Below are 12,904 nucleotides of genomic sequence, written 5' to 3'. Positions count from 1 at the left end.
TTCTTACAAGCTACAAGCTATGCCCTATTATCCTAATTCCGGTAGATCTACGAAGGTAACAGCGGTATCTGAAGTGCTGTGCAATTCAAAGATGACAATTTCATTGTCGCCTTGCTTCAATAAAGGTCCCGGCACATACATTGTTTTCTGTGGTCCGATATTCCAATAGCGTCCAAGGTTGAACCCATTAATGAACACGACGCCTTTAGTCCATCCTTCCATGCTCAAGAACGTATCACAAGGTTCATCCACAACTAAGGTGCTGCGGAAGAAGCTAGGTTCCACTTGCTTGAATAGACCTTCAAACTGCAGACCAGATAAATCTGTTAATGGCAACGTATACGTCGTCCATTCTGACAGAAACTGCCGTCCATACCTTACCCCTTCGGTAATCCCCTTACAATCTCTCATATAAGGACCATAGTTGATGCGTCCTAAATTCTCTACAAGTATACTAACATGCAGCCCTTCGGCCGGAACCTCGAACTCTAATTTTACCTCTGGCTCTACACGATCTAAGGTTGCAGTGAGTTCTCCATTCAGAAAGACTAATGCACGATCATGTAAATCCTGGATGAAGAACTCCTCTTTGGGACGAGGTCCTGTAAGGAACGTACTATAATGAATAAAGCCATAATCCTGACCCAATTTCTCCATCGGTTCAGGGTATGCAGAATGAATGGGTACAGAAATGCGATTCAAGTTTGCGGTAAGTGAAGCTTGCTCCTTCATCTCTACTCTTCCATATGCTCTCTTAGCAACAGGAGCTGGCAACTCAACGGGTCCGAGATCTGCATATTTGGAGATCACTTCACGAACTGCATAATATTTAGCTGTTGGCTCACCGGATTCACTCAGTAATGAATCATAGTCATAACTAGTAATTGTTGGTTCATAGCTGTCAAACGTATGCCCATTCGCTCCGTTGTAGAACCCAAAATTAGTTCCGCCATGAAACATATAGAAATTAACGGATGCGCCTAAACTAAGTATCTCATCCAATACCTTTGCTACATCCTCAGCCGGACGCGTATGATGCTCCTCACGCCAATGATCAAACCAGCCGTTCCAATATTCCATACACATGATTGGAGCCTCTGGTTGGTATTCACGGAGCTTGTTGAATGCTTCTACTGGACGTGATCCAAAGTTCACCGTCTCCAGCACACCTGGGACCATACCTCCCTGTAACATCGCGTCTTCAGGTCCATCGGAAGTGAATAGTAGTACATCTATCCCACGGGAAATCATGCTGTCTTTTAAATGAGTCAAATAGCGCTTGTCATTGCCGTAACTACCGTACTCATTCTCAATCTGCATAGCAATGATCGGGCCACCATTTGTACATAACAGTGGTTGTAATTTGGGGAGCAATACATCATAATACGCATCTACATGATCTAGAAATGGTTTATGGTAGCATCGAAGACGCATATCCGAATCAGCGAGCAACCAAGATGGCAGTCCACCAAATTCCCATTCTGCACAAATATAAGGTGCGGGACGAACGATGACATGCAGACCCAAATCTCCTGCCAGTTCAATAAACCGGACTACATCTGCCATACCTTCAAAATGAAGTTGGCCTTTCTTCGGCTCGTGTAAATTCCATGCCACATAGGTTTCAACCGTATTGAAGCCGCAAGCTTTTAATTTGATAAGACGGTCTTCCCAATGTTCCGGCAGAGTCCTAAAATAATGGATGGCTCCTGAGATAAGCCGTATCGCCTGATCGTTATAATAAAAGGAAGATCCTGAATAATGAAAAGTTGCCATATTCTCAACACCTCGTAATGGTATGATCACTTAAGTAGAATAACTTGCTATCGCTTGATTGATCCGCTCTCTTGCCTCTAAGAGCCATGTTCCATGATCCCTCGGGTATACAGAGAAGGTCAACGATGTGCTCAGACCCTCTTCCATAATGGCTATCGTTGCTTTCTTGCCAATTTTCTGCTCAAGTAATTCTAGTGCGCGCAAATCCTGCAACCCTTCATATAGAACTTCCAATCGAATGGATTCAATCGGGCCTTCTTCTCCCGGATAGACCAAGTAGGCATCTCCTGAGGGAAATGCATGCTCAGCGTCAGTCGTACGATAAGGGTCCAGCTGCTGATTCAATGAATATTGCGAGTACCAGAAGTTATAACCCCAATGCAAGAAGCCCTGTAATCCGAATTTATACAATTGAAACCCGATTATACGATTTCTAGCAGACGGCATGTTGAAAAACCGGTTGGATACTTGTTCACCTTGAGCGCAGCAATAGTACGTCCAAAGGTCTGGAACCTGATGTTCTAAGAACGGTTCAATATGCGTATTCGCAGGAATCGGCCTTTTCACCAGGCCCTGTTCATACAACTCCAATTCAGACAATGCGTCCATGATCGGATAACTTGATAAATGTTTATAAATGATCTCACTTGCAGCTCGGTACGATTCCAAATGTTCCTCTCCTGGTTCATCTGAAATATGGAACCAGCTTTGCTGGTCTATTCCCTGCTCTTTCAAATATTGATCTAAGCAAGGTAAAAATTGATCCAAGAAACTATGGTATTCCGGCGAGGAGGCGTCCGTATCCCAGCCGAATAGTTGCTGATCTTCACCTTGAATGGTTACCATTATTTTTGGTGCACACTTTGCACCCCATTGAGTGAATAAATGAGAGAACTCAAAGTATTTGAAGCCAAGCCGGCGGCACATCGATACCCAACGAGTAAGCAGATCAAATCCGAATTCATAACGATCTCCCGCTTTAGTCACGGATATCAATTGAACCGTTGGACGTACTCCACCAATGGCTGTATCCAAAGGCGGTGTAAACAACGGAGTTAAGATCATGTTCATGCCATGCTTAACCATCGTATCTGCATAGAGTTCTATAAGGTCCCAATGCGCTTCACTAAATACTTTGACACCATACTTTGTAGCAAGACAATCCACATGGAACCATTCCGTATGAATTAACTTTTGAGGCGGTAGTGTTGCAGGGATGACGGTTAACTCGAATACATCCGATTCACCTAACATCTGCCCTTCAGATGATTGGAAGAGGACCTGAATAGAACGAAGCCCCGTACTCATTGATTCATCCAAGGTTATCGTCACCCATAAAGATCGCCATTGTCCCGGGATCGATGAAATAGATTGTTGATCCAGCGTATACAATGGATCTGGATATAATCCCGGCGTAGTTCTTAGCACATCTTCATCATGATTTTTGAAACAAGGCATTTCTGAGGGAACAAGTCCAACGGATCTTATACATATTAGATCTGGAAGCGATGATTTTATCTCTACTTCAATATTCTTTAGAAGTGTATCTGAGGTATAAGCAACTTGGAACGAAAATGTTTCTCCAACAAGTGCGGTTGCACTGCGATAGGATTCATGATTTGGCACTTCATCAGCAAATACCTTAACCAACGAACTTAATAACATCGTCTGAAATGGCTGCGGAGCATTCATCATTGCTTCACCTCTTCATCTTTACAGACACTTTGTGCAAATTCTTTCAGAACAATACTGTTACCCTCGATGCGGGATTGCTCTGCTGCAAAAGCCATAAGGTGACTTTGAATGGAATGATTCGCTGATGTAAGACCTTGAATCTTCCCTTCCGCTCGAACCAGCTTAACAAAATCTTTGATTAACCCCATATCGCCGCCGCCATGACCCACATGACCACCTGCATTTTCGAACGAAATTCTCTCTACCTTACCGCTGCCAAAATGGATCACTTCAATTTCATTCTTCTCCATCGCACCGCGAATTTCTCCCGTGGTACCCATCAGCTTGAGGGTACGACTAACATCTTTGGTAAACGCACTCATTGTAAATGCTATAGTTACGGAATTAGCAAATTCTAGATTTACAACTTGATGGTCGACGACATCATTATCACAATGATAGACACATCGTCCATAAGGTCCTTCCTGAAGAGCATTCAGGCGGGCTTCATAGCTTGGATCATCGCTAATTGCCGATGTAGGCCAATCTGTATCCTCCGTCAAATATTGATTAGGAGCATAATAGAGACATTTATCTGATGCTGGGCATCCATCTGTGCAACGTAGCGGGGCTCCTTCCGGCGCTTCACTAGATTTGAAATGAGACAGTGAGCCAAAGGAAGACACTCGAACACATTCTGAATCTGTTAACCAGGAAAGAATGTCCAGATCATGACAGGACTTAGCGAGAATCATCGGACTGGACTCATCCTTCTTGCTCCAATTCCCTCTTACGAAGCTATGAGCTTGGTGCCAGTAACCCACGTTCTCATTATGTTGAATGGACATCAATTGTCCGATCGCACCACTCTCCAGCAGTTCCTTGATCGTTGAGAAGAAATTGGTATATCTCAATACATGGCATATCGAGAAGACACGGTTCACTTTAGAGGCCATTTCCCCCATAAGTACACATTCCTTGGCATCAGGGGACATCGGCTTTTCTAGTAGCACATGATACCCTGCCTCCAGTGCTTTCATTGTCGGCACATAATGCTGATTGTCTTGGGTACAGATAAATACCGCATCTGCTACTTTCGGGGACGCGAAAAAATCATCCCAATGGGTAAAGCACATGTCATCAGCCAGCTTATGTCTTGCCTTAAATTTATTTCTCCGCTTCGCATTCGGCTCTGCAACAGCTACTACTTGAAGCTCATCGGGGTGCTGAATCGCATATTCTGAATAATTAATTCCCCGCAGGCCCGCTCCAATTAAAGCAACAGTGACTTTCTTCATCGCAATCTGCTCCTTCATATGAGACTTTATGCTATGTCTTTATTCTATTTCTTTATTCTTTAACACTACCAACCGTCATTCCTTTTACGAAATACCTTTGTAAGAATGGATAGACTACCATAATTGGCAATGCACCCATGAATATTTGCGCCGTTCGGATTGTCTTCTCACTCAGATTCTCCATCACCTTGAGCTGCTCAATGGACATCGATGACATCTGGGCATTGATAGACATAATCAAGGTAGAAAGATAGGTCTGTAGCGGATAATGTTCAGGTGAATTCAGGTAAAGGATACCGTCAAACCAAGCGTTCCAATGCCCAACTATGGTGAATAACCCAATCGTTGCGATGGATGGAAGGGATATCGGTAAATAAATTTGCCAAAGTACTCTCCAATGTCCGGCACCATCAATCGTAGCCGCTTCATCCAATTCTCTTGGAATAGATCTGAAGAAGTTAAGCATCAGAACCATATTCCATACATTCAATGCACCTGGTAAGATAAGCGCCCAAATGGAATCGATTAAGCCTGTATTTTTCACAATGATATACGTCGGAATTAAGCCGCCTCCAAAAAACATCGTAATCGCGAATATCCATACATATACGGTTCTAAATTTAAACTGATCATTCGATTTGGAAAGCGGATAAGCAGTAATAAATACTAGAAACAAGTTAACTACTGAACCGAGCACTACTCGTTTTACGGAGACTCCCAAGGAACGAAAGAACTCTACCTTTTCTCCTAAATATACATAAGCATCCCAGGAAAATCCGACGGGCCAAAGCTTCACTTCTCCAGCCATAGCAGCTGTATTCGAGCTAAGTGAGATGGAGAGTAAGTGTACAAATGGGATAATGCCGAGTATGGTAATGAAAGTTAACAACAGCGTATTGAACACGATAAATAACTTTCTGCTGAATGATTGTTTATGTAGCACCATCTCCACCTCCTAGAATATGCGGTAATTATTAAATTTGTAAGCTGCATAGTAAGTTGTTGATACCATAAATAAAGATATTATCGATTTAAAGAGACCCACTGCTGCCGCAGGTCCAAATTGTTGGCTGAACATTCCCAATCGATAGACAAATGTATCTATTATATCTGCGCCTGCATATACAGTTGGGTTATACATAATCAATATCTGCTCAAAACCTGCGTTAAGAATACCACCGAGACCTAATACACTAAGTAAAATAATAATCGGTGCTATACCTGGAAGCGTAATGTTAAGCATTTGCTTCCATTTTCCTGCACCATCTACCTCCGCCGCTTCATACAGCGTCGCGTTAATTCCTGTGATGGCAGCAAGCATAATGATCATATTGTAGCCCATGCCTTTCCAGACATCCGAGCCAATGATAATCCCCCTGAACCAACCATTATCAAGCATGAACATGATAGGTTCTAAGCCCATAGAGGAAATTAAGCCATTAATAGGTCCATTCAGAGAGAATAATTCAATAATGACACCCCCAAGGACGGTCCATGAAAGGAAGAACGGGAGGAAAATGGCGGATTGAATAAAACCTGCGAACCATTTCTTAGTGATCTCATTTAATAATAAAGCTAGAATAAGCGGGACAAGCAGAGACAACACCATTTTGATGATGGCAATGACTAGCGTATTCCACAGCACTTGCTTGAAATCCGGTAAATTAAATACATAACGGAAGTTATCTAATCCCACAAAATCGGATTTGAAAAAACCGGATAACGGCTCAAATTCTTGAAACGCCATAACCAGACCGGCCATCGGTCCGTAAGCATAAATCAGTGTAACAATCACACCCGGTATTAACATGATATGAAGCGGAAATTCATTCTTCAGTGATTTCATAGATGCCCTCCTCACCAACTTACTCATTTTAAAACGGGAGGTGAGTCGGCTCACCCGACTCACCTCACCCGCTTTCTTGTCCCTATGATTTATTTCGTAGCTTCCGTGCTATACCATTCATTGACCTCATCAATAATTTCATTACCGCCAAGTGCCTTCCAGCTATCCACGAATTTATCGAAATCATCAAGAGAACCGCCCATGATAATCTTGGTAAAGGACTCTTGCATCAACTTATCCAGCTGACCGCCCTTTTCCACGACTGTTGGTGTAGGAAGACCATAAAACTCGTTGTATACAAATTGTTGATTTTCTTTAATTTGTCGTGTTAAGCCCCAGCCACCGTCTTTTGCAGCCCGGCTATAATATTGCCCCCAGTTTACACCTTTGGTAGCGTTAGATGTGTCGCCTGCCAGGAAGTCCTTAGTCGCTTTGAATGTATCCGCAACGGTCTTATAATTTGCATCGTCTATTGTAATTTCAGTCTGATTAGCATCAAGCGCTTTGTTCACTTCGTTGTAAATCGTATCAATATCAACAGGGTTGGCAATCCGTGGGTTAAACCAGTTGTATACATAGCCATCTGCCGCTTTGTTCTTATCCTTGTATTTCTTATTACCAACTTCGATGTAGAAATTGAGCATCTTAATCGCTGCTTCTGGGTTCTTCATCTTTTTGTTCACAACGAAAATTTTATTGCTGCGGATTTTTGGAACGAGTGATTTAGCTGGACCATCAATCCCTGGAAGTTGAATTGCAATCCAATCCGCCTTGGGATCTTTGTCTACGCTGGAGTTAAGCGGCCAGTTCGGATACCACCACTCTCCGTAGGAAATACCCACTTTACCTGCAGTCAGATCTTCTACAGCCTTATTCTCATCCTTTAGTGCAAACTCTTTATCAATAATTCCATCTTTATACCAGGCTTGTAGCTTACCAAGTGCAGTCTTCACTTCAGGTTGAATCAATCCCGGTAACAATTTGTCATCGTCGCCTTTAATCCAAGCCGATTGTTTATCTCCAACGGAAGGATAAGCACCAAATCCATTAAAGAAACCTCTGACATCAAATCCCCAGAAGAAGAGATTCTTTTGTATGGCTAAACCATAGGTGTCATTCTTACCATTCTGATCTGGATCATTATGTGTAAATGCTTGTGCAACTTTCTCAAGCTCATCGATCGTCTTCGGTGCCTGTAAACCTAGATTATTAAGCCAATCTTGACGAATCCATAACAGCTGTGTGGATAAGAAGGGATCTTCAAATGCAGGGATACCTAATTGCTTCCCCTCCGCACTGAACGTTTTCATCGCAAATCCACCATCTGAGTCCATATAAGCCTTTAGAGCTGGTGAAGCATATTGTGCATAAGCATCTGTCAGATCAGCAAGCATATCTTGCTTTTTAAGCTTCTCATAGTTCTTCTGATCAACTTCTATCACATCGGGTAGATCCCCTGATGCCATGGCAAGCGAGAACTTTTGCTCGAACTGGGCAGAGGGAACGGTCCATTTGTATTTCACTTCAATATTTATCATCTCTTTGAGATCTTTCAGGTAGGCATTTTGTTCCGGTGTTATTCCGCTTGGAGTTCTGGGATCTTCTGGTGGATTATATCCGAGTATTTCTGTAACAGTAACCGTTTCCGGGTATTTCCCTAATGGATCAGGTGCTGTCGCGCTGTTTGTGGCACTATTCGTAGTGTTTTCCTTAGGCGTAGATGGTGCATTCGCATTTCCATTTCCTTGACTTCCGCATGCTGACAATAATGAAAGAATCATCGTTACTGATAAAACCATTTTCCATGATCTCATTTTCTTCATCTGAATGCTTCCCCCCTTTGTTTGCTGCAATTCTTGTAGTTAATCAATGTTCCTAGTTAATATTTTAGTCACAGAGGAAACCGCTTTCAATTTCGTTTTTTTTACATCACTTTCACTTTATTTACTCATTTTGAATTTCGGTATTCCTGTGGAGATAAGCCCATCTTCCGTTTAAAGAATGTTGTAAAGTAGGATGGTGATTCAAAACCGACCCGGATAGCGATTTCATTTAGTTTCAGAGTTGTATTCTTCATCAGCTGCAGAGCAACATGCAGCTTCGTCGACTGGATATACTCTAATAAATTTTGACCTGTCGTCTGTTTATAATAACGAGATAAATAGGACGGATTAAGATGCACCTCTGCAGCAATTGAGGTAAGCGATATATCTCCAGATAGGTTCTCCTGCACAAATTGATGAATTTGTTCAATGATTAGCGTCTTGAAATCTTCCTGCTCGATTCCTCCAGCTTTGTGCATCGTATCCTCTAGTTGACTTAGTTTCTCAAGGTCTAAGATAAGCATGTGCTGACCTAATAAAGCTCTCTTAAGAATCATAGAACGCACTGCTTCAACTTGAAGATGGATCGATTCCCAATGGTTAAGTAAATCCCCCGATATCCCGAATGAAACGCAGACACTTAGCAGCTCATCACACTCATTCTGTACAGGCTCTAATATCCCTCTCATATAAGCAACGATTCCAGACCAATTTACCCCTTGATCAGGATAGTCACTACGAAAGCGATTCAGCAACCCTTCATCTGGTTGAAGCAGCCATAGGAATACACGATCATCATAAATCACTTCTTCACATGCAATAGATGCAGGCAGGTGATCATGAAAAATACGCTGAACAGACGGAGGCATTTTAAATTTTGGATCATCTAATCGATCTAAGATACCAACAAGAAAGAACGAAGGACGATCTAATGCAATGCCGAACTCTACATCCTTGTAACGTACATTATTGAGTATAGAAGTAATAGACTCCCCGCTCAGCACCCGCTCCATCAGCTCTCTCTTTAGGAAGGAACTAGCGATTTGATAGTGCATTTGCGCCTTCTCCAATTGAAGTCTGCGACGGTTCTCCTCGTCTAGCTTGTCGACTGCTGCCTTCACTGCTTGGAAAATAGGTTCAATTCCTTCCGTTTTCAGAATGTAATTGTCCACATTCTTACGAATCGCTTCGTATACATAATCAAATTCACTGTATCCTGTAAGGAAAATCACCCGGCATAATGGCCAATAATAGACGATTTCGTCCACGAGCTGGAGACCATTCTTCTGAGGCATACGAATATCGCTAACCAAAATATCCAGTTTCGTTTTCTTAGCAATTTCAAGAGCTTCGCTTGAGGAGTAAGCTTTTCGTATATCCAGTTCAAATTCTGAGTTATCCTGAAACAGTTGGACTAATCCATTCACAATCACAGGCTCATCATCTACAATTAGTAATCTATACATAATCACACTTCCTTACTCTCGTATTTAACTATCAGTTCTACCCTCAATCCTCCGTATTTGCTGCGAGAGACAAACAAGCCACTATCTGGACCGTACTTCAATTGGAGTCTATTATTAACGTTGATTAATCCCGTCTTCTCAACTTGTTTTAAACCCATCGCAAGCTTCTTCTGCAAGTGCTCTATTTCCTCATCTTTTAAAAGAGTGCCGCTATCTTCAATCGTGATAATTATTATTCCCTCTTCGCATTCGGCACCAATATAGACAACCCCGTTTCGGGAGTCGTCTTCGAAAGCATGCTCGAACACATTCTCAACAATTGGCTGAATAATCAGCCTCGGTACTAAAATCGCGTTCGCCAAAACGGGTATTTCTTCATATTCGAAAGAAATACGATTCGAGAAGCGAATACACTGAATTTCACAATAATCAAGCGCATGCTGATACTCCTTAAAGAAAGCCACCTCGTCCGATCCACTTCTCGTGATGTATTGGTAGTAGCTCCCTAGCTTTTGTGAGAGCTCAGCCGCACTATCGGAATCTCCTACTTTACACATCATGTAAATATTAAAGAAGCTGTTATAGAGAAAATGCGGGTTAATTTGTGACTGCAATTGCTTCAACTGCGAATGCTGTAGGGCAATCTTCTGTTCATAATTCTCTTCAATAGAACGCTTAAGTCTAGAAGCCATACGATTAAAACTGTTAAATATATAGTAAAACTCATCTTTGGTCTTTGACTCGATGACTAAATCAAGATTATCCGTTTCTACCATACGGAATGTCTTAACCAATTTGGATAAGGGCCGATGAATCATTAGATTTACCGAATAAGAATAAAGTACCATTACCACAATAGCGATGACAAAAGAGGCATATAGTAGTGTATTAAATTGACTTAAGGGCCTTGTGATTTCATTCTGATTCACATACATAATCAAGGATAGATTCAAAGAACTGATAAAGTTATGGGCAATAAAGTAACTTTTACCGTTCACCTTGTTTATTTCTGGGATATCGGAATTAAACTGATCCTGTTTGGTGATGAGCCTAAGCACCTCAGTAGACACTAACTGATCGTCTGTAGTAGATAGAATATTGCCCAGCTCATTACTTCCCAGAAATACCTCCGATTCTTGATATAAGGTTGCGATTTGATTTAGTGCCTCCAATAGCTTACCTTTTGAGATTTCAATATACGACCAAAGCTCCGCATTATCTCCTGTTTCTATAAGGAAAATCGCATCACCGCTCCGATAGAATGAGGGCTTCTGCTTAACGTTAAGTAACGAGGAAATTTTCTCGTACTCCATATTAGGAATGGCCGTGACCCCCGTCTTACCAGAGATCGTTTTGCCCAGAGACTTAACATATACCCCGGCGTTAACCACATATTCGCTTGAGGCAATGATCCGATTCAATAGATCTTCAGCATTACCGATTAATTCTACCTCTTCATACTTTTCTAAACTTTCACCTCGGAAACTAAGCTTCTGTATGTTTTTATCTTCTTGAAATTGTAATTGTTGATTGCGGATGAAATATATCTCTTTATCCAGTTGCTTGGAATAGAATGATGCCCCAGCCAGGGATGAGTCCAAAATTGCATTTTTGGTGAATGACATTCCCTTATAATTCACCCAAATATTCATCGATATGAGTGGAATCAGAAAGACAATAAATACGATGACGACTTTCTGATAGACGAACCATTTTACTTTTCCCGTAGCCAGCAGCTTCATTCTCTACCTCCGTATCTACTCATTCTGAGCCTGTAATAAGTTAGATGGCTTCTATAATTTCGCTTAAAGCTATAAAAAAGACCCGTAAAGTAGTCCTTTCCTCAAGGGAGGATTTTACGGGTAATGACTATTTTTTTAATTAGAGATAGACCATCATCATGTCATGCTAAGAAGACTTTCATCCCATCATAGGAAATGATGAAATTCTCCTCTGCTGTATTCTTAACTAAAGTATCATGCAACTCTGCGCTGTAGTGAGAGAAATGAGTGAGAATAAATGAGGTACTAGTATCACAACTATTTTGGTCAAACAATTTTTCTCTTACAATCCGACAACCGGAGATCCCCATATGATAATCATATCTATCCTCTAGCCCATAATTACAATCCAGACTAACAACGTCCAGGTGCTTATCACGGAGATAATTGAAGGTTACATCATTGAATACACCGCTATCATTGCCGTATAAGAATCTTGTGTTATTCTGCTCTAGTAGATAGATAAAGCAATGTTCATCCGGCTTGTGATGGGCTGGCAATGCGGTTACTGTCACTTCTCCTAGAGTGAAGGGCATGAAAGGCTGTATGATATGAAACTCGTAAAAAGGATCTTCAATCGTATCGGTTCCATAATCATAGCGAAGAGCTGACTTCATCGTTTCTTCTACCGTTTCATTTCCGTAAATATGTAGTTTTTTTCCACTCTCCTGCAGCTGACAATACCAATGCTCATGCCTCATCATGAGCTCTGCTGCTGCAAAATGATCAGTATGCGAATGCGTAACAATCAAATGATTAACTTGCCCCAAATCCAATTTGTAACGAAGCTTATTCATATACATGTCAGGTGAGAAATCCAGCAGCAAATCAGAGTTAATAAGCGCTCCTGTGCGAGCACGAATATTTTTCCCACCAAGCTCCATCGCCATAGAACAACGTTCACATTGACAAAATAAAGCTGGATAACCCTCGCTTGCTCCAGTTCCTAAATACATAAATTCCATGGTATCATCTCCCAGCGCATTTTATGATAGCGCTTACCTATTTTTGAAAAAATATATGCTTAATAGTGTCGCTGGCGCTACATTACGAATAATGAGCGAAAACCGCCTTTTCGTCAAGGTTCACTTCGAAGAAGGTTATGAAGCGCGCAGCCATAGACCAAAATAAAAAGCAAGGCTCCCCCAATAACAGGAGGAGCCTTACTTCGTTAACTTTTATCCTATGGGAGTTGAGTTCCGCCTGTCGCCGCTCGTAGAAAATCTACTTTTGGGCCAGC

General features: G+C 41.7%; 9 protein-coding genes. All 9 read right to left on the bottom strand.

The features are described from left to right. Positions 1-27: 27 nt before the first annotated feature. The 9 genes from MHB64_RS06535 to MHB64_RS06495 all read right to left on the bottom strand — a co-directional run bounded on the left by MHB64_RS06535 (position 28) and on the right by MHB64_RS06495 (position 12,629). A complete protein-coding gene (locus MHB64_RS06535; protein WP_341136053.1) occupies positions 28-1,776 on the bottom strand; it encodes a glycoside hydrolase family 35 protein in 1,749 nt (582 codons plus the stop codon). Between the two features lie 30 nt (positions 1,777-1,806). Next, a complete protein-coding gene (locus MHB64_RS06530) occupies positions 1,807-3,468 on the bottom strand; it encodes a DUF4091 domain-containing protein (protein WP_094869951.1) in 1,662 nt (553 codons plus the stop codon). Next, positions 3,468-4,748 (bottom strand): Gfo/Idh/MocA family protein, encoded by a 1,281-nt coding sequence (locus MHB64_RS06525; protein ID WP_341133982.1) that lies wholly within the window; start codon positions 4,746-4,748, stop codon positions 3,468-3,470. The genes MHB64_RS06530 and MHB64_RS06525 overlap by 1 nt, the downstream gene beginning before the upstream one ends. A 52-nt stretch (positions 4,749-4,800) precedes the next feature. Continuing rightward, positions 4,801-5,694, bottom strand: a complete 894-nt coding sequence (locus MHB64_RS06520) for a carbohydrate ABC transporter permease (protein ID WP_094869949.1) — start codon at positions 5,692-5,694, stop codon at positions 4,801-4,803. A gap of 9 nt (positions 5,695-5,703) precedes the next feature. Then, positions 5,704-6,594 carry an ABC transporter permease gene (locus tag MHB64_RS06515; protein WP_094869948.1) on the bottom strand — a complete coding sequence of 297 codons (891 nt, stop codon included), beginning with the start codon at positions 6,592-6,594 and terminating at the stop codon, positions 5,704-5,706. A gap of 89 nt (positions 6,595-6,683) precedes the next feature. Next, on the bottom strand, positions 6,684-8,417 hold the full coding sequence (locus MHB64_RS06510) for an extracellular solute-binding protein (protein ID WP_341133981.1): 1,734 nt from the start codon (positions 8,415-8,417) through the stop codon (positions 6,684-6,686). A 125-nt stretch (positions 8,418-8,542) separates the two neighbouring features. Continuing rightward, positions 8,543-9,883: a response regulator transcription factor gene (locus MHB64_RS06505; protein WP_094878058.1), complete on the bottom strand. Its 1,341-nt coding sequence runs from the start codon at positions 9,881-9,883 to the stop codon at positions 8,543-8,545. Positions 9,884-9,885: 2 nt separating this feature from the next. Next, entirely contained in the window at positions 9,886-11,625 is a 1,740-nt protein-coding gene (locus MHB64_RS06500) for a sensor histidine kinase (RefSeq protein ID WP_094869945.1), read from the bottom strand. A 161-nt stretch (positions 11,626-11,786) separates the two neighbouring features. Continuing rightward, entirely contained in the window at positions 11,787-12,629 is an 843-nt protein-coding gene (locus MHB64_RS06495) for an MBL fold metallo-hydrolase (RefSeq protein WP_341133980.1), read from the bottom strand. Positions 12,630-12,904: the final 275 nt, after the last annotated feature.

Origin of the sequence: Paenibacillus sp. FSL K6-2859 (assembly GCF_038008265.1) — a bacterium.
In the GTDB taxonomy this organism is placed as follows: domain Bacteria; phylum Bacillota; class Bacilli; order Paenibacillales; family Paenibacillaceae; genus Paenibacillus_AQ; species Paenibacillus_AQ nitricinens.
Note: the sequence above shows the minus strand (reverse complement) of the source record. Positions and strands in the feature narration are given on the sequence as shown.

Excerpts from the sequence above, each read along its gene's own strand:
- MHB64_RS06510 (WP_341133981.1), bottom strand. The coding sequence starts at position 8,417 with ATGAAGAAAATGAGATCATGGAAAATGGTTTTATCAGTAACGATGATT.
- MHB64_RS06525 (WP_341133982.1), bottom strand. The coding sequence starts at position 4,748 with ATGAAGAAAGTCACTGTTGCTTTAATTGGAGCGGGCCTGCGGGGAATT.
- MHB64_RS06505 (WP_094878058.1), bottom strand. The coding sequence starts at position 9,883 with ATGTATAGATTACTAATTGTAGATGATGAGCCTGTGATTGTGAATGGA.
- MHB64_RS06535 (WP_341136053.1), bottom strand. The coding sequence starts at position 1,776 with ATGGCAACTTTTCATTATTCAGGATCTTCCTTTTATTATAACGATCAG.
- MHB64_RS06530 (WP_094869951.1), bottom strand. The coding sequence starts at position 3,468 with ATGAATGCTCCGCAGCCATTTCAGACGATGTTATTAAGTTCGTTGGTT.
- MHB64_RS06500 (WP_094869945.1), bottom strand. The coding sequence starts at position 11,625 with ATGAAGCTGCTGGCTACGGGAAAAGTAAAATGGTTCGTCTATCAGAAA.
- MHB64_RS06495 (WP_341133980.1), bottom strand. The coding sequence starts at position 12,629 with ATGGAATTTATGTATTTAGGAACTGGAGCAAGCGAGGGTTATCCAGCT.
- MHB64_RS06520 (WP_094869949.1), bottom strand. The coding sequence starts at position 5,694 with ATGGTGCTACATAAACAATCATTCAGCAGAAAGTTATTTATCGTGTTC.
- MHB64_RS06515 (WP_094869948.1), bottom strand. The coding sequence starts at position 6,594 with ATGAAATCACTGAAGAATGAATTTCCGCTTCATATCATGTTAATACCG.